Consider the following 16,376-nt stretch of genomic DNA (forward strand, 5'->3'; position numbering starts at 1 on the left):
GGCAAAAATCATGCAGATTCGTCCGTTTAGCGCCGGGGACACCGATGAACTTGCGGGACTGCTCGAGGAAATGCAGGGCTATTACGGCGTGTTCTGCCCTCCGCGGGACGCAATCGTCGCGGGGATTCTCAACCGGCCGCTCAATACCGAGATCATCGTCGCCGGAACCAGCCGCGTGATCGGCTTTGCCGCCTTCGCTTCGATCTTTCCCGGTCCCGGCCTGGTGCCGGGCCTGTTCCTCAAAGAGCTTTTCGTGTCAGCTTCCGAGCGGGGCCAAGAGGTTGGTATCAAACTGATGCAGCGGCTTGCAGCGATTGCCGTCGAACGGAAGTTTGGCCGCGTCGATTGGACGGCGGCGCGCACGAACCAGCGGCTGTTGAAGTTCTACGACGACCTTGGCGGCGAGCGGAAGGAAACCCACATCTTCTACCGTCTCGAGGGTGCGAAACTGAACGCGCTGGCTGAACGGAGCTAGCTTAGAAAGCGCTGTCCTATCCCGGAAGCACGGACAGCCAGCGCCCCCGCTATGACATTCCTGCCACAGTTTGACCTCGCGTTTCCGTTCCGGGCAACTCTTGCTTTGAGCAAAAGAGTTCAGCCGTTGACTTGCAAAAGCCCTCCCGATAATTCCTGATCAAAATAATCATGATTTCCTTTCCGCTTGGTCTGAAGCGGCGGGGCGTCGTGGCAGGAATTTTAGTACGAGGGGAATTTCGCGTGGCGTTTCGGTCAAGACCTTTTCAAGTCAATGGTTTTTCACGGATTTCGACGGGGCGACGGGTAAGCGCCCAATGGATAGCGCTTCTTTCCAGTGTGGCAATCCTGCTGCCGCTGCAGGCTCTTGCACAGACAGCTGATGCCACCGGCACAACGCTCGCGCCGATTGTGCTCGAAAGCGGTGGCAATGGAGTGGGTCCTGATGCGACGATCGTTGCCAAGGCTTCCCGTTCCAGCAGCAAGACCGATACCCCTCTGCTCGACGCGCCCGCTTCGGTTTCCGTCGTGACGGAAGAAGAACTGGAAAAGCGCGGCGTCACGACGCTCGACGAGGCTCTGGCCTATACGCCGGGTGTTTCGACCGACATCTACGGCTCCGACAATCGCTACGATCACTATCTGATCCGCGGGTTCTACTCGACCGGCAACGCGACCTATCGCGACGGTCTGCCGATGTATACGGGTGGCGATTTTACGACCAACCGTATCGAACCCTACGCGATGCAGCGCATCGAAGTGCTGAAGGGTTCCAACTCGTCTCTGTTCGGACTGTCGGGACCGGGTGGTATCGTTAATGCGGTGACCAAGCTTCCGCAGGACGAGAAATTCGGCGAAGTCTACACGACACTCGGCGACGGTCATGTCGAGACTGGAACCGATTTCGGCGGCCCGCTGGATGCAGACGGTATCTGGAGCTATCGTTTGACCGGCAAGTGGCAGAATGCCGACGCAGGGATCGACGAGACCGAAGACGATCGCATCTACGTCGCGCCGGCGCTGACCTGGTCTCCGACCGCGGATACGTCCTTCACGTTTCTGATGGACTACAACAAGCGTGACGGCAGCACGTCTCACGGCATTCCGCTCGGCTCCGGCATCGATTCCGAGACCTATCTCGGCGAGCAAGATTTCGACAACATGGACGTAATCGAGAAGAATATCGGTTACCAGTTCCGCCACGATTTCGGCAATGGTTTCGAGTTCCGCCAGAACGCCAGGTACACCAAACTCGATGTCACATACGAGAGTGTCTACAATTCGGCTGATCCAGCCACGAGCCGGAACGCTCTTGCAGTCTACGGCGAATCCACGCGCTTCCATATCGACAACCAGTTGCAGTACGAGGCGAGCTTTGGTGCCTTCGACAGCCGGACGCTGCTCGGCTTCGACTACGGCCGCGACAGCAACGAGGAAATGCGGTTTGACGGTACTGCACTCGGCATCGGCGATATCCGCAATCCGGTATACTGCGGTCGAAGCTGCGTGTCATTCGGTGCCGGCGTTGCGTCCGAATCCGATCTCACGACCAAGGGTCTCTATATCCAGGAAGAGCTGACCTACGACGATCGGCTGATCTTCACTGTTGGCGGTCGTTATGATCACGCCGAGACAGAAAACACCTCCTACGGGACCTACTCCGACGCGATCGACGAGAATTTTTCGAAGCGCGCCGGTGTGACGTACAAGGCAACAAGCGAAGTATCCGTCTACGCCAACTACTCGGAATCCTTCCTGCCGGTTGCGGCCAATCGCAGCTACTTCATCGGCACCCCTAAACCGCAGGAAGGCAGGCAGTACGAAATCGGCATCAAGTATGAGCCGACCGGCATCGATGCGCTCTTCACGGCGGCACTGTTCGACCTGACGCAGACCAATGTTGCACAATGGGCACCGGACTATTCGGCACAGTACCAGGTCGGAAAGATCAACGTTCGCGGTCTCGAACTGGAAGCCAAGGTCGCGCTGTCCAATCGGATCAACTTTACCGCCGGATATTCCTACCTGGATGCAGAGATCGAGGAGGATGTCGACCCCACTCTCGTCGGCAACCGGCCGTATCTGGTTCCCAAGCACATGGCGTCGGCATGGTTCGACTACACGCTTCCCGGCAACGGCGCGCGCGGCGATCTGACGCTCGGCGTTGGCGGACGCCTGGTCGGCAGTTCCTATGCCGATAACGCCAACACGGATCCCGTTCCGTCGAGGGTCCTGTTCGACGCAGCCGTGAAATATCAGATCCGCGACAACGTCGCTCTCTCGGCGAACGTCACGAACCTGCTCGATAAGGAATATATCAGCCAGATCGACGGCTTCAGCAACACCGCCTATTACGGCGATCGCCGTACGGTTCTCGCAACGCTGAAATACACTTGGTAACCGGGCTTCGCCTCAATGGGGCACTCGAACTGTGAAACCTGATTATACCAAGACATGACTGTGGAAAGGACCGTTTACAGATGCCTATCTGCCAGACAGCGATCGGCTTCGGTATCGTTGCACCCACGAGACGACAGGTTCTGACGGCTATCGCGTCGGGGTTTGCCGCTGCGGCGACCGGAGGCCTTCCTGGTGTCGCGATGGCGCAAGACGAACTTCGCTTTGTCCATGCCTTCGGTGAAACGGTACTGCCGCAGCCGGCCAGGCGTGTGGTCTCGCTCGGGTATTCCACCCATGATCCTCTCCTGGCGCTGGGTGTCGTCCCTGTCGCCACGCGCCAGTGGTTCGGAGGCTATCCCTACAACGTCTGGCCTTGGGCCCAGGCGCTGATGGGAGATGCCCAGCCGCAGGTCATCTCGGGTGAAGTGTCAATGGAGATCGTCGCTTCGCTCCAACCGGACCTGATTATCGGCATCGGATCAGGTATCTCGCAGGCCGAATACGATATCCTATCCCAGATTGCGCCTGTCCTGATGCAGGAAAAGGGCGATCTCGCCTATGGCACCACCTGGGACGCCCAGACCCGCGTCATCGGTCGCGCGGTCGGCAACACTGGCAAGGCTGAGGAACTCATCGAAGGCGTCAAGTCGAGGTTTGCGGACATCAGGACACGGCATCCGCAATGGGCGGAACAGACCGCTGTCTGCGCCTACAATTTCGGCGGAGAAACCGGTGCCTTCATCGGCACCGATACCCGCGCGACGTTCCTGAAGGAATTGGGTTTCAGGCCGCCGCCAGCACTCGCCAACCTCGAAACAAACGAGGGTTTTTACGCCCGGCTTTCCCCGGAGGATCTTTCCAGTCTCGACGCGGACCTGCTGATCTGGGTCTCCACGTCCGATGCCGTGCCGGACATCGTCTCAATGCCGATGCGCAAGACGCTGAAGGCTCATGTCGAGGGTCGTGAGGTTCTGGCCGGAGCGCTTCTGGCCGGAGCGTTGACCTTCGGCAGCGTTCTTTCCCTGCCGTTCGCGCTCGAGCGGCTCGAAGCGGAGATCGGGTTGGCTCTGGACGGGAAAGTCGAGACACAGGTTCCGTCAAGCGTTGCCGCCGGGCTTGCCCCGTGAAATCAGCCGCCGTCCTTGGCCTGATTTTCCTCTTCGCCGTGGTGCTGACACTTGGCGTCGGGGTGCGCGATGTCACGCCTATCGATGTGTTCCAGGCAATCTTTGCATATGATGAGAGCAATCCGGTCCATATCGTCATCGGTTCCGTCCGAATGCCGCGCCTTGTCGCGGCGCTGATCGCCGGTGCGGGCCTCGGTATCGCCGGCACGATCATGCAGGCGCTCACTCGTAATCCGCTGGCGGATCCCGGCATCATGGGCGTCAACTCCGGTGCCGCCTTCGCAGTGGTGATTGCGGCTTTGCTGACAGGGCGGTCCGATAGTGGCTTGATGTCTGCCATGGCCTTTCCGGGCGCAGCACTCGCCGCCGCCGCCGTGTTCATGCTGGGCGGTGGACTACGCGGCGATGCAGGCCCCGTCCGGCTGGCGCTCGCGGGCACAGCGCTCAATGCGATGCTTCTGTCTCTGGTCTCGGCCATCGTCCTTGCCCGCAACGAGACGCTCGAAATTCTCCGTTTCTGGATCACAGGATCGCTGGCACAGGCTGGCGCGCGTCCGCTCGCCGGCATGGGGAGCGCCGCTGCCATCGGTATCGGGGTGGCTCTCCTGATTGCGCCGCGCATCGAGGCACTTTCACTCGGGTCTTCGCTTGCCCGCGGGCTGGGCACGAAACCGGCGCGCGTGCAGGCCGGAGCTCTCGTGGCGATCACGCTGACGACGGGTGCTGCGGTCGCGGTCGCGGGCCCCATCGCTTTCGTCGGCCTTCTGGTTCCGCCCCTGGCGCGGCGCGTCGCCGGACACGCCCTGCGGTTCGAGCTGATGGCGGCCGCTGTCATCGGCGCGTCGATCCTGCTCTATGCGGATACGCTCGGGCGTATCCTTCTCGCGCCATCGGAAATTCGCGTCGGCATCATGACAGCGCTGATCGGGGCTCCGGCTTTCGTCATCATCGCACGGCGGCTTCGTCCCGGAGCGACATCGTGACGGCGCGAGGCAATGGTCGGGCGAGGGGTGGCGGCAGGGCTGGCGTCGTCCTGCTGGTTGGCCTGCTGCTTTCCTCCATTCTCGCATCGCTCATGCTCGGCCAGATCTTTTTGACACCGCAGGATCTGTGGACCGGTCTATGGACGGGGACCGGGCCAGGAGCGCTGACGCTGCGTGTCCTGCGAGGCCCGGGAATTGCGACGGCAGTCGGTGTCGGGGCCGTTCTCGGCGCGTCCGGCACGATCTTCCAGATCCTGCTGCGCAATCCGCTGGCGGCGCCGGATGTGATGGGTTTCATGCAAGGTGCTGGCCTTGCGGTGATCTGCGGCGTCGCCTTCGGCCTTTCCCTGCCGCTGCCATTTCTGGCCGCCGCTGGCGGATTGATTGCGGCTGTCATTGTTGCGGGACTTTCTTACCGGCGGCACGGTACGCAGGCGGCGCTGACGCTTATTCTCGTCGGCCTCGGAATGGGTTTTTTCTGTTCTGCTGCAAGCAGCTTCCTGATGACCCGCCTGCCGCTCCAGGAGGCTGCGGATGCGCAGCGCTGGCTTGCAGGCTCTCTGGCCGCCCGCAACTGGGGACATGCGCTTCAGGTTTCCGCCACCGGCGGCGTTCTGTTTGCTTTGCTGGCCTTTCAGGTGCGCTCGCTCGGCCTGCTCGAACTGGGCGATGAGCTTGCAACGGGTCTCGGCGCGCGTGTGCGCCGGTCGAAATATCTGCTGATCGCCACGGGTGTGCTGCTGGCCGGCGCCGGTGTCGCCGTGGCGGGGCCGGTGCCGTTCGTGGCGCTGATGGCCGGGCCGCTCGGCTCGCGGATGACTAAGGCCAGCAGTCCGGGATCGCGGCTTGCAGCAGCCGCCGTCACAGGTGCCACAATTACTGTACTCGCGGATCTCGTCGCGCGCTCGCTTGTGCCGGGTCTGCAGCTACCGGTCGGCGTGATGACAGGGATCATGGGAGCGCCCTATCTACTGTGGCTGCTCTCGCGTGAAATGGAGACTGGAGACCTGTGACAGGCAAGGCGCTGAAAACCGAACTCCTGACCCTTGGCTATCGCGACCGGATCGTGATCCAGGATCTGTCGCTCACACTGCCGGACGGCAAGATCACGACCATTCTCGGGCCGAACGGATGCGGAAAATCGACGCTTCTGAAAGCGTTGGCACGGCTTATCCCGCCGCTGCACGGCACTGTGACGCTGGGGGGGGATGATATTGCGAAGATCGACACGAGAGCTCTCGCACGAAGGCTCGCCATCCTGCCGCAGGCATCCAAGGCCCCGGAAGGCATCAGTGTGTCTGATCTGGTGCGGCGAGGCCGCACACCCTGGCGCGGACTGCTCGCGCCCTGGAGCGAGACCGATGCGATCGCCTGCGAACGGGCGTTGTCACAGGTCGGCCTTGCCGATCTCGCCGACAGGCCGCTCGACGAACTGTCCGGCGGCCAGAGGCAGCGGGCCTGGATCGCGCTCGTGCTCGCACAGGATACGCCCTACCTTTTGCTCGATGAGCCGACGACATGGCTTGACCTCAGCCACCAGATGGACGTGCTTTCCGTGCTGCGCGAGCGCAATCGCAACCACGGAACGACGGTTGTGGCCGTACTGCACGATCTCAATCTAGCCGTCCGGTTTTCCGATCATCTCGTGTTGCTCGGCAGTAACGGACTGGTGGATGTGGGAAGCCCCGAGCAGGTCATGACGGAAGCCAATCTCGACGCGGCTTTCGGTTTGAAATCAATGATCATTGCCGATCCGGTGACGGGAAAACCGATGGTCGTCCCGCGGTAAACTGGTCGATGCCGGCGGCATGCCGACAAGCCTCGCGCCAGAAACGTGATATATATTCATATCACGGGGAAGATCTCATTCATAAAAACTAACAGTGATTGTTTTCACTTAAGAATTTGGACTGTTTATTGCCGCGAAGCAAATCCGTGCCGGATTCACGAATCTATACTGTTGCGCTAGATTCTGCTCAGCAAATGATTCGCCGTCACGATGCATTTATCTAGTGAGGCCACATTGGACGCAGTAAGCCACAGGTTTGAAGACCAGAGTTCTTCAGTCGAATACTGGGCCATGAACAGGGCCCATCAGATTGTCGTCCACCACGGTATGAGCCTGATCGAAGCCGCGCAGTGCCTTGACCGCAAGCGAACCAGCGCAAGCACCTACGCGCTCAGAAAAGCGATCATGGATTGCCTTGTCGAAGCGCTCACACAAGGCACCCAGCAGGAGGTGACGCCTGCAGAATGATTCTCATCACTGAGAGTTGAAGTCGAGTTCGCGCAACGGCATCGAAGCTTTTCATTCCTGTGTTACTGTTTTCAGCAGTACAAACGCAGTGATTGGAGTGCAGATGCTTGCAACACTCGCGATGCTGATCAGCCTGTCTTTGGCTGCAACGCCCGTCGTACAATCGCCTGCCACTGCGGGCGGTCCGTCCGGCGAGGTCGATGTCGAACTCGTCCTAGCCGTCGATACCTCCCGTTCCATGGATTTCGAAGAGGTCGCCATCCAACGCGAAGGCTATATCGAAGCTCTCCAGCACAGGGAATTTCTCGATGCGGTCAGGTCAGGCATGACCGGCCGCATTGCGATCAGCTATTTCGAATGGGCTGGCGGGGTCGTGCCGGGGTCGGTCATCGACTGGCACGTGATCGAAAATGCGCAGGATGCGCTCGTCTTTACGCAAAAACTGGCAGCGCGTCCGATCGAGACACAGAGGCGGACGTCGATTTCCGCGGCGATCACGCAAGGGGCGACGATGATCGTCTCCAACCCGCTGAGGGGCATGCGGCAGGTCATCGATATCTCGGGCGATGGGCCCAACAATTCCGGCAACCCGGTTGAGCCTGCAAGGAACAAGGCGGTCGAGGCCGGAATCGTCATCAACGGTCTAGCTCTGATGCTGCGACCGTCAGGTGCACCGGGCGGCCTGGACAAGTATTACGCGGATTGCGTGACGGGTGGTCCGGGCTCCTTCGTTCTCCCGGTTCACCGCATCGAGGATTTCGCAGTCGCGGTGCGCCGCAAGCTGGTGATGGAGGTGAGCGGCATCACGCCACCGGAGAAAGTCATGAAGATTGCTTCGGCGCCCAAGAGCGATTGCATGATGGGCGAGAAACAGTGGCAGGACATTTTCGACCGTTAGACTAAGACTAAAGACGGGGTAGTGAGCATCAAAGCCCCGCGGACCAGCTTTTGACGTGGGCCGCAACCGTCTTCAGGTGATCGTCGGCGGAATAGCCTGAAACGGTTTTTCGCGGCTTCAGATCGTGATCGCCATCGGGAAGCCACAGGAGTTCGATCGCGTCCGAAAGATCGTAGCCTTTGACCTCCTCTTCGCTGCCGAGCGGGTCGCGGGTTCCCTGGCAGATCAGCGTCGGCGTCTTAAGGTCGCTCAGATGTGCGGTGCGGAGCTTGTCCGGTTTGGCCGGCGGGTGGAACGGATAACCCAGGCAGAGGAGACCGGCAATCCTGCCATCGGCAAACGCCTGGTCAGCAACCATGCTGGCGACGCGTCCGCCCATGGATTTTCCGCCGATCACCAAAAGGGATTTCACATCAAGGTCGGTGATTGCCTTTAGGTATTCCTCCTGCAATCGTTCGGCTTTCGGTGGCGGCCGGTTGCTGCCGCTTTCACGCCGCGCCGCCATGTATGCGAACTCGAACCGCGCCACGCGAAACCCTTCGTCAGCGAGAGCCTCAGTGACGGCTGTCATCGCGCCTGAATCCATCGGGGCGCCTGCGCCATGCGCAAGAAGGATGGTCACCGGCGCGTCTTGTCGTCCATCGATCAGAAATTGTGTCGCCATCGTCAAGAAGCCCTTCCGCAAACTGAGGATAAGTCCTTTTATCGGCAGACGGATAGCTAGCCAATCGGGGCCATGTTCCTATCTATGCCATTCAGGCGTGTAAGCGAAAGCGACCGGTTTGGGCGGAACTGCCAGTATCGAAAACAGCAAGACGCAAGCCGATGGCGAATTGCGGCGCTTTCTCGTGGGCCTTGGCCGGGGTGCCGCGGGCGCGATGCTGTTCGGCATTCCCATGCTGATGACGATGGAGCTGTGGGAACTGGGTTTCTATATCGAGCAATCCCGGCTCCTGATCCTGCTCCTCGTCAACATCCCGCTCCTGATCGTGCTTGCGCATCTCATCGGGTTTGAGCGGACCTCTACCTTCTGGCAGGCCGTGCGCGACGCGTTGACGGCCTTCGCGCTCGGGATCGTCATGAGTGGTGCGGCACTTGTGATGCTCGGCGTGCTGAAGGCCGATATGCCCATGGCAACGATCATCGGCAAGATCGCCATCCAGGCGGTTCCGGCAAGCATCGGCGCCATGCTCGGGCGCTCCCAGCTGGGTGGAGAGGATAACGCTGACGACGAGGACGACGAGACGTCCCAGTCATCAGATGCCGTTCCCGACAGTCTTTCGACGAACTACGTGCGCGAGCTGTTTCTGATGGCGATCGGTGCACTGTTTCTCAACCTCAATGTCGCGCCGACGGAAGAAGTCGTCCTGATTTCCTACAAGATGATGAACTGGCACGGGGTCGTGACAATCCTGGTGTCGATCGCCATCATGCACTGTTTCGTCTATGCGGTGTCTTTTCGCGGCGGGCACAGAATGCCGGAAGACAGCTCACGCTGGCCTATCTTCTTCCGCTACACGCTTCCCGGTTATATGGTCGCGATGCTGGTCAGCCTCTATGTGCTGTGGATCTTCGGCCGGCTGGACGGCATGGCGGCAACGCCGGTGCTGATCTCGGTCATCGTCCTCTCATTCCCGGGGGCGATCGGCGCTGCCGCGGCCCGACTGATCCTTTAGCGAGGCCCTGATGAAAGACACGAGCGATATCGGCAAGGTCACCGAAAAGGGTGAGGCACACTGGATCGAGTGGGTCACTGCGATCGTTTCGACGCTGATTGTTGCGGGCGTCCTAGGCTGGGTTGGCTGGCGCGCCGTAAGTGAGGAGAAAGTCCCGCCCGCGTTCCGTATCGAGATCACCGAGCGCATGCCCGTCGAGGGCGGCTACCGCATCCGGTTCGATGTTTCCAACAGCGCTAACCGAACGGCGGCAGCGGTCGTCGTGCGCGGCGAGGTCATGGATGGTGATGCGGCCGTCGAACAGGCGGATGTCACCTTCGATTACGTTCCCGCGCAATCGAAAGCCTCGGGAGCCATCCTTTTCGCCCGTGAGCCGCGTCAGGATCAGATCCGGTTGCGGACGATCAGCTTCACCGATCCCTGAACGGACGCCGCCAGCCGATCATGGCTTTTCGACGGGCGCCGCCAATGCAATCCACTCACGTTCTGGAATCCGGCGTGACATTTCGTGTAGCGATGACGGGATCGATTCGGAGTCATGTGCGTTTATGTTCGCTGCCTGCGACCGACCAAGAGGTGAGGTCGCGGTAAAAGAAGAATTAAATGGAGTACAGGGATGAATAAGACTTTCGCCGCGGCTGTTGCCGCCCTGCCGATCGTTCTCACCGCAACGACCGCCTTTTCTGCAGACGTGATTTCGCGCAGGGATGCACCATACCAGGAAGCTGACCAGCGCGGCGGCGTCCGTATCGGCTATCTCGATTGCCAGGTCGGCGGTGGCGTCGGTTACGTCATCGGTTCCGCCAAGGAAGCCGAATGCACCTTCTCGTCCACGATGGGCAGCGAGCCGATCGATCAGTACACCGGCGTCATTCGCAAGATGGGTGTCGATCTCGGATTTACCACGCGCAGCCGCCTGATCTGGGCAGTCTTCGCACCTACCGCTGGCTATCACCACGGTTCGCTCGGCGGCCTCTACCAGGGCGCAACGGCTGAAGCGACTGTCGGTGCCGGCATCGGCGCCAACATTCTCGTCGGCGGCACATCCGGTTCGATCCATCTCCAGACCGTCAGCATCACCGGTCAGCTCGGCCTGAACGTTGCTGCGACAGGTACTTCGGTTACGCTGACCCCAGCCAACTGATCTATCGGCCAGACGTCAAGTCATTTGGAAGGCCGCCGGGTAACTCCGGCGGCCTTTCCATGTCTGGTAGCAACCTCTTGAACCGGTCCGCGCAAAATCATATTTTGACCCTGTCGCTTGGAAACAGCGTGCAGTTTGCGATCAATCAATTCGGCTAGGCGGCCGCGCCCCTACCGCGACAAGATAAGGATCGGCATCATGGATATAGAGAAAATCTTGGCGTCCGTCGTCGCGGTACGCGCCTCCATTCCCGATAACGCGTTCACGGCCGATGCTCTCGGCGTCCGGCGCGAAGGCAGCGGTGTGGTCATCCGGGAAAACGGTCTTATCCTGACGATCGGCTATCTGATTACCGAGGCCGATGACGTGTGGATCACGAGCCGTGATGGCCGCAAGGTCCCGGGCCATGCACTCGCCTACGATCAGGAAAGCGGCTTCGGTCTCGTGCAGGCCTTGGCGCCCTTGGAACTGCCTGCGCTCGAGATCGGGGATTCCGACAATGCTGCTGTCGGAGATCCGATCGTTTTTGCGGACGGGGAGGGCCAGTATGTGCGCGGCAATATCGTCGCCAAGCAGGAGTTCGCAGGATACTGGGAGTACCTGCTCGACGAGGCGATCTTTATCACGCCGGCGCATCCCTCCTGGGGAGGCGCCGCGATGGTCGATGCCGAAGGCCGGTTGATCGGCGTCGGCTCGCTACGGCTGCAGATGAGCAAGGGCGGAGAGATCGCCGATATCAATATGGTGGTCCCGATCAACCTACTGGCTCCAATCTTGGATGACCTGCTCAACAGCGGCGAATTCAAGCGCCAGCCGCGCCCTTGGCTCGGCGCGTTCTCGGCAGAAACGAATGGCGACGTCGTTGTCATGAGCGTCACCGAAAATGGCCCGGCCGCAAAGGCAGGGCTCAAGCGTGGCGACGTCATCTCGGAAATCCGCGACGGTGAGGTCGACGGGTTGGCTGACTTCTACCGCAAGGTTTGGGAAAGCGGTCCGCCCGGTGCGGAAATTCCCATGCGTGTTCTCCGTGACGGCCGCGAAGCCTGGCTTCGCGTGAAATCGGCGGACCGCAACGACTTCCTTCTGAAACCGCAACTGCAGTGAACGACAGCCGGATTACCGGATCAGGATCGCCCTGAAATCGTTGACATTCGTGCCCGTCGGGCCGGTGACGAACAGGTCACCGGTCGCTTCGAAGCCGGTATAGCTGTCGTTGCGTGACAGAAGCGCGCGTCCATCCTGTCCGGCCGCGATCAGTCGCCTTGTCGTGCTGCCGTCGCAAAAGGCGCCGGCGTTGTTTTCGGAGCCGTCGATCCCATCCGTATCGGCTGCGAGCGCAGTGATCTCGAGGCCGTCGATAGCGAGCGCATGGGCCAGTGCGAATTCGCCGTTGCGTCCGCCACGTCCGCCGTCGGAGCGCAGCGTCACAGTCGTTTCGCCACCTGAGAGAAGCACGGCAGGCTTGGCGAACGGCCGGTCGTGCTTTGCAATTTCCCGCGCAATCGCTGCATGAACGAGCGCCACATCGCGCGCTTCACCTTCGATGGAATCCGACAGGATATGCGGCGTCAGGCCGTGTGCCAGCGCTATCTCGGCGGCGGCCTGCAGCGAAACGCCGGCCGAGGCGATGACGTGATGCTCGTTCCGGGCGAAAACCGGGTCTGAAGGATCCGGAGCATCGGCTGCGGGTGACGTCAGATGCGCCATCATGGCCCGCGTGAGATTGAGTCCGTAGTTTTCGACGATGGCCAGCGCATCGTGCCGCGTGCTTTCGTCGGGGATTGTCGGGCCGGACGCGACAAAGGCCGGATTGTCGCCGGGGATGTCGGAGACGATCAGGCTGACGACCCTGGCCTGGGTTGCTGCCGCAAGACGGCCACCCTTGATCGTCGACAGATGCTTGCGGACAACGTTCATCGCAGAAATCGGCGCGCCCGATGCCAGCAGGATCTCGTTGAGGGCGATCTCGTCATCGAGCGTCAGTCCCTCCGGTGGCGCCGGCAGAAGGGCAGAGCCGCCGCCGCAGACCAGTGCAATCACCAGATCCCGTTCCGTCAGATCAGAGACCGTTTCCATGATCTTCACCGCAGCGGCGAGACCGGCCGCATCAGGCACAGGGTGAGACGCTTCCAGAACCTCGATAAACCGTGTTTCGCAACCGTAGCCGTAACGGGTGACGACGACGCCTGAGAGCTCGCCGGGCCATATCGTTTCCAGCGCAGCTGCCATCTGGGCTGCGCCCTTGCCGGCGCCGACGACTACGGTACGGCCGTTCTGTGGCGGCTCAGGCAGGTGCCGGCTGATGCCGGTTAGAGGATCGGCTGCCTTTACCGCTGCGCGGAACATCGCCTCCAACAATTCCCGATCCTGCATTCTCCGCTCCCTCATGCCTTCATTCGTCCGTTCGATCACGGTGACTTGCGGTCGTCAATCGCGTTTGCCCGCCGCCCCTGCAATGCCGCGTGCAGCCTGGCGGATCGTCTGCATCAGAATGTCGAGTGGCGCGGGGACGCCGGCTTCGGCCTTGAGGGTCAGCCCCACCGGACCCTTCGTCTCCGCCGTGTCGATGGGCAGCGTTGCCAGCAGGCCGTGGGCGATATCGGCCGCCACAACGCCGTGGGAGATGATCCAGATAGCGTCGCTGGTCTGGACGAAGGCGCGACCGAACGTATCGGAAACCGTCTCGATCTGGACCGGGAGATCGGTAATGCCGTGGGTGATCAGAAACTGTTCGACGACCGGCCGAATGATCGATCCGCGCGTCGGCATCAGGATCGGGAAATGACCCAGCGTTTCAAACAGCGACTGTTTCGCCTCGAGCAGTGGATGCCCGGTGCGGACCGCAAACACGACCTGTTCCGAATAGAGATGCTCGAAGCTCAGCCCCGCCATTTTCTCGGGCGCCGCAAGCCGTCCCACCACCAGATCGAGGTCGCCGAGGCGTAGCTGTTCCATCAGGACGGCATTCTCGCCCGTCACGATCTTGACCTGGCCGCCTGCATTCTCGGCAAGGAAAAGCGTCATTGCCCGCGGCATGATGTTGCTGGCGACCGTCGGGAGTGCGCCGATCCGCAGCGGCATCGTGTCACCAAAGCGGGTGGTGGAGACGGCATCCATGCCCCTCTTCAAGGAGGCGAGCGTGGTCCCGGCGTGGCGCAGAAACACTTCCCCTGACCGCGTCAAGCGCAGACCGCGGCCTTCGCGCTCGAACACCGTCACGCCAAGCGCCTCCTCCATCTCGCGAATGGTCTTCGTCACCGCCGGCTGGCTGACATTCAGCACCTTGGAGGCCTGCACGACACTCTTCTGCCGTGCGACCTCGACAAAGGTCTGCAGGTGGCGGAACTTGATTTTCAGATTGTCCAAATTCATAACCCATGGGTTAAGTAATGGCCGGAAATTATCATTTTACTTAACCGCATGCCAGTGCGAACACTATGCCCGGGAGGATTTGGTTCATGCAGTTTGTCGATCTTGACGGCGTCGTGGTTCACTATGATACCGACTGGGCGGGAGATAACCGGCCGGTCGTGGTGCTCGTGAATTCGCTCGGTACGGATAGCCGTATCTGGCATCACGTTGTCCCCAAGCTGGCAGGCGACTACACCGTGTTGACCTACGACAAGCGTGGTCACGGGTTGTCGGATCTGGGCAACCCTCCCTATTCCATAGAGGATCTCTCCGGTGAGCTTGCCTCGCTGCTTGATCACCTTGGTCTGTCCAATGTCATCGTCTGCGGCCTTTCCGTGGGTGGATTGATTGCCCAGAGCCTCTACGCGTCGCGGCCGGATCTCGTTCGCGCGCTGATCCTTTCCAACACCGCGCACAAGATCGGGACGCCGCAGATGTGGGCTGACCGTATCGGCGCCGTCGAGCAAAACGGCATCGCCAGCATTCTCGAACCTGTCATGCAGCGGTGGTTTACAGCGTCGTTCCGCGAGCCCGGAAATGCCGCCTACAAGGCCTATTGCAACATGCTGGTGCGCCAACCCGCACTCGGCTACAGCGGCACATGTGCTGCGATCAGCAAGGCGGATTTCACGGAGCAGGCAGCCCGGATCTCGGTGCCGACGCTGTGCATCGCGGGTGATCAGGATGGATCGACCCCACCGGAACTGGTGCGTTCCCTGGCGGATCTCATTCCCGGTGCACGCTATGAAGTCATCGAAGGCACGGCGCATATTCCCTGTATCGAAGCGCCTGGCGCCTATGCGGCCCTGATCCGCGGCTTTCTCGAAGAACTGGAGTCCTGAACGACATGGCAGAAGCTTCCATCCCGTCGGAACGCTACAAGCAGGGACTGGCGACGCGCCGCTCGGTTCTCGGCGAGGCGCATGTGGACCGCGCTCTTGCCAACGAGACGCCGTTCGACCAGCCCTTCCAGCAGTTGATCACCGAAGGCGCCTGGGGCTCGGTCTGGTCGCGGGACCAATGGTCGAAGCGGGAACGGTCGATGGTGACGATCGCGCTTCTGGCCGCACTCGGCCATGATGAAGAGGTGGCGATGCATATCCGCGCCACGGCCAATACGGGAGCGACGCGCGAGGATATCTGCGAGGCGCTGATGCATGTGGCGATCTACGCCGGCGTGCCCGCCGCCAACCACGCTTTCAAGATCGCCAAGGCCACCTATGCCGAAATCGATGCGGCAAAGCCTGCTGCGGAGGAGCAGAGATGAGCAACGCACCACCAGAAACAACACCCTTTTTTGCACGCGACCGGGAGAGGCACCCTCCGGCATACACGCCCGGCTACAAGACCTCGGTCTTGCGGTCGCCGCAGCGGGCGTTGATCTCGCTCGAAGGCACGCGCAGCGAAATCACCGGGCCGGTGTTCGGTCACAACATTCTCGGCGAATTCGATAACGACCTGATCGTCAACTACGCCAAGCCCGGTGAATCCGCGATCGGCGAGCGCATCATGGTCTATGGCCGTGTGCTCGATGAACGGGGCAGGGGCGTTGCGGGGGCTCTCGTCGAATTCTGGCAGGCCAATGCCGGCGGACGCTATCGCCACAAGAAGGAAAGCTATCTTGCACCGCTCGATCCCAATTTCGGCGGTTTCGGCCGGGCGATCGCGGATGCAGAGGGCTATTACTGTTTCCGGACGATAAAGCCCGGTCCTTACCCCTGGCCGAACGGCGTCAACGACTGGCGTCCGGCGCATATCCATTTCTCGGTATTCGGGCACGGTTTTGCCCAGCGCTTGATCACCCAGATGTATTTCGAGGGTGATCCGATGATCTGGCTCTGCCCGATCGTCAAGACGATCCCGGACCGGCACGCGATCGAAAGCCTGATCGCACCGCTCGACATGAATGCCTCGATCCCGCACGATCTGCGGGCCTACAAGTTTGATATCATCCTGCGCGGGCGCCGCTCGACCCTTTTCGAAAATCGTCTGGAAGGCAATTGATC

18 protein-coding genes are annotated in these 16,376 nt (G+C 60.9%); 15 read left to right on the top strand and 3 right to left on the bottom strand.

What is annotated here, in order from left to right; translation table 11 throughout:
- Positions 1-10: 10 nt before the first annotated feature.
- The 8 genes from BLW69_RS20040 (at position 11) to BLW69_RS20070 (ending at position 8,139) form a co-directional block, all read left to right on the top strand.
- Entirely contained in the window at positions 11-475 is a 465-nt protein-coding gene (locus BLW69_RS20040) for a GNAT family N-acetyltransferase (RefSeq protein ID WP_244508902.1), read from the top strand.
- Positions 476-813: 338 nt separating this feature from the next.
- The gene (locus BLW69_RS20045) at positions 814-2,874 is read left to right on the top strand and encodes a TonB-dependent siderophore receptor (protein WP_244508903.1); all 2,061 of its coding nucleotides are present in this window, start codon (positions 814-816) and stop codon (positions 2,872-2,874) included.
- Between the two features lie 80 nt (positions 2,875-2,954).
- Positions 2,955-4,001, top strand: a complete 1,047-nt coding sequence (locus tag BLW69_RS20050) for an iron-siderophore ABC transporter substrate-binding protein (RefSeq protein ID WP_082476207.1) — start codon at positions 2,955-2,957, stop codon at positions 3,999-4,001.
- A complete protein-coding gene (locus BLW69_RS20055; RefSeq protein ID WP_062454449.1) occupies positions 3,998-4,984 on the top strand; it encodes a FecCD family ABC transporter permease in 987 nt (328 codons plus the stop codon). Before BLW69_RS20050 ends, BLW69_RS20055 begins: the two co-directional genes overlap by 4 nt.
- Complete coding sequence (locus tag BLW69_RS20060; protein ID WP_062454447.1) at positions 4,981-5,997, top strand: FecCD family ABC transporter permease; 1,017 nt, start codon at positions 4,981-4,983, stop codon at positions 5,995-5,997. Before BLW69_RS20055 ends, BLW69_RS20060 begins: the two co-directional genes overlap by 4 nt.
- Positions 5,994-6,773, top strand: a complete 780-nt coding sequence (locus BLW69_RS20065; RefSeq protein ID WP_062454446.1) for an ABC transporter ATP-binding protein — start codon at positions 5,994-5,996, stop codon at positions 6,771-6,773. Before BLW69_RS20060 ends, BLW69_RS20065 begins: the two co-directional genes overlap by 4 nt.
- A gap of 291 nt (positions 6,774-7,064) precedes the next feature.
- Positions 7,065-7,241: a hypothetical protein gene (locus BLW69_RS22870; RefSeq protein WP_175487295.1), complete on the top strand. Its 177-nt coding sequence runs from the start codon at positions 7,065-7,067 to the stop codon at positions 7,239-7,241.
- A gap of 103 nt (positions 7,242-7,344) precedes the next feature.
- Positions 7,345-8,139 (top strand): DUF1194 domain-containing protein, encoded by a 795-nt coding sequence (locus BLW69_RS20070; protein WP_092664498.1) that lies wholly within the window; start codon positions 7,345-7,347, stop codon positions 8,137-8,139.
- A 28-nt stretch (positions 8,140-8,167) separates the two neighbouring features.
- Here the strand turns inward: BLW69_RS20070 and BLW69_RS20075 are convergent, their stop codons facing one another.
- The gene (locus tag BLW69_RS20075; RefSeq protein ID WP_092664500.1) at positions 8,168-8,803 is read right to left on the bottom strand and encodes an alpha/beta hydrolase family protein; all 636 of its coding nucleotides are present in this window, start codon (positions 8,801-8,803) and stop codon (positions 8,168-8,170) included.
- Positions 8,804-8,921: 118 nt separating this feature from the next.
- Here BLW69_RS20075 and BLW69_RS20080 point away from each other — a divergent pair, with 118 nt between their 5' ends.
- The 4 genes from BLW69_RS20080 to BLW69_RS20095 all read left to right on the top strand — a co-directional run bounded on the left by BLW69_RS20080 (position 8,922) and on the right by BLW69_RS20095 (position 12,063).
- Positions 8,922-9,815 (top strand): TIGR02587 family membrane protein, encoded by an 894-nt coding sequence (locus BLW69_RS20080; RefSeq protein ID WP_244473913.1) that lies wholly within the window; start codon positions 8,922-8,924, stop codon positions 9,813-9,815.
- A 10-nt stretch (positions 9,816-9,825) separates the two neighbouring features.
- Positions 9,826-10,239 carry a TIGR02588 family protein gene (locus BLW69_RS20085; RefSeq protein WP_062454440.1) on the top strand — a complete coding sequence of 138 codons (414 nt, stop codon included), beginning with the start codon at positions 9,826-9,828 and terminating at the stop codon, positions 10,237-10,239.
- Between the two features lie 192 nt (positions 10,240-10,431).
- On the top strand, positions 10,432-10,959 hold the full coding sequence (locus BLW69_RS20090; protein ID WP_062454438.1) for a DUF992 domain-containing protein: 528 nt from the start codon (positions 10,432-10,434) through the stop codon (positions 10,957-10,959).
- A 198-nt stretch (positions 10,960-11,157) separates the two neighbouring features.
- On the top strand, positions 11,158-12,063 hold the full coding sequence (locus BLW69_RS20095) for a S1C family serine protease (protein ID WP_062454437.1): 906 nt from the start codon (positions 11,158-11,160) through the stop codon (positions 12,061-12,063).
- 12 nt (positions 12,064-12,075) lie between these two features.
- On the opposite strand, the gene BLW69_RS20100 is transcribed toward BLW69_RS20095, so the two are convergent.
- Entirely contained in the window at positions 12,076-13,332 is a 1,257-nt protein-coding gene (locus BLW69_RS20100) for a glycerate kinase type-2 family protein (protein ID WP_092664502.1), read from the bottom strand.
- A 54-nt stretch (positions 13,333-13,386) separates the two neighbouring features.
- Entirely contained in the window at positions 13,387-14,325 is a 939-nt protein-coding gene (gene pcaQ / locus BLW69_RS20105) for a pca operon transcription factor PcaQ (RefSeq protein ID WP_092664661.1), read from the bottom strand.
- Positions 14,326-14,417: 92 nt separating this feature from the next.
- Here pcaQ and pcaD point away from each other — a divergent pair, with 92 nt between their 5' ends.
- From pcaD to pcaH, 3 genes are read left to right on the top strand one after another with little or no spacing between them, the layout of a single operon-like run.
- Positions 14,418-15,212: a 3-oxoadipate enol-lactonase gene (pcaD, locus tag BLW69_RS20110; protein WP_092664505.1), complete on the top strand. Its 795-nt coding sequence runs from the start codon at positions 14,418-14,420 to the stop codon at positions 15,210-15,212.
- Positions 15,213-15,217: 5 nt separating this feature from the next.
- Positions 15,218-15,637 carry a 4-carboxymuconolactone decarboxylase gene (gene pcaC, locus BLW69_RS20115; RefSeq protein WP_092664508.1) on the top strand — a complete coding sequence of 140 codons (420 nt, stop codon included), beginning with the start codon at positions 15,218-15,220 and terminating at the stop codon, positions 15,635-15,637.
- Positions 15,634-16,374: a protocatechuate 3,4-dioxygenase subunit beta gene (pcaH, locus tag BLW69_RS20120; RefSeq protein WP_062454428.1), complete on the top strand. Its 741-nt coding sequence runs from the start codon at positions 15,634-15,636 to the stop codon at positions 16,372-16,374. The genes pcaC and pcaH overlap by 4 nt, the downstream gene beginning before the upstream one ends.
- Positions 16,375-16,376 lie beyond the last annotated feature (2 nt).

Origin of the sequence: Rhizobium sp. NFR12, assembly GCF_900108545.1 — a bacterium.
Classification (GTDB): Bacteria; Pseudomonadota; Alphaproteobacteria; order Rhizobiales; family Rhizobiaceae; genus Neorhizobium; species Neorhizobium soli.

Excerpts from the sequence above, each read along its gene's own strand:
- BLW69_RS20040 (WP_244508902.1), top strand. The coding sequence starts at position 11 with ATGCAGATTCGTCCGTTTAGCGCCGGGGACACCGATGAACTTGCGGGA.
- BLW69_RS20050 (WP_082476207.1), top strand. The coding sequence starts at position 2,955 with ATGCCTATCTGCCAGACAGCGATCGGCTTCGGTATCGTTGCACCCACG.
- BLW69_RS22870 (WP_175487295.1), top strand. The coding sequence starts at position 7,065 with ATGAACAGGGCCCATCAGATTGTCGTCCACCACGGTATGAGCCTGATC.
- BLW69_RS20070 (WP_092664498.1), top strand. The coding sequence starts at position 7,345 with ATGCTTGCAACACTCGCGATGCTGATCAGCCTGTCTTTGGCTGCAACG.
- BLW69_RS20075 (WP_092664500.1), bottom strand. The coding sequence starts at position 8,803 with ATGGCGACACAATTTCTGATCGATGGACGACAAGACGCGCCGGTGACC.
- BLW69_RS20085 (WP_062454440.1), top strand. The coding sequence starts at position 9,826 with ATGAAAGACACGAGCGATATCGGCAAGGTCACCGAAAAGGGTGAGGCA.
- BLW69_RS20090 (WP_062454438.1), top strand. The coding sequence starts at position 10,432 with ATGAATAAGACTTTCGCCGCGGCTGTTGCCGCCCTGCCGATCGTTCTC.
- BLW69_RS20095 (WP_062454437.1), top strand. The coding sequence starts at position 11,158 with ATGGATATAGAGAAAATCTTGGCGTCCGTCGTCGCGGTACGCGCCTCC.
- BLW69_RS20100 (WP_092664502.1), bottom strand. The coding sequence starts at position 13,332 with ATGCAGGATCGGGAATTGTTGGAGGCGATGTTCCGCGCAGCGGTAAAG.
- pcaD (WP_092664505.1), top strand. The coding sequence starts at position 14,418 with ATGCAGTTTGTCGATCTTGACGGCGTCGTGGTTCACTATGATACCGAC.
- pcaC (WP_092664508.1), top strand. The coding sequence starts at position 15,218 with ATGGCAGAAGCTTCCATCCCGTCGGAACGCTACAAGCAGGGACTGGCG.
- pcaH (WP_062454428.1), top strand. The coding sequence starts at position 15,634 with ATGAGCAACGCACCACCAGAAACAACACCCTTTTTTGCACGCGACCGG.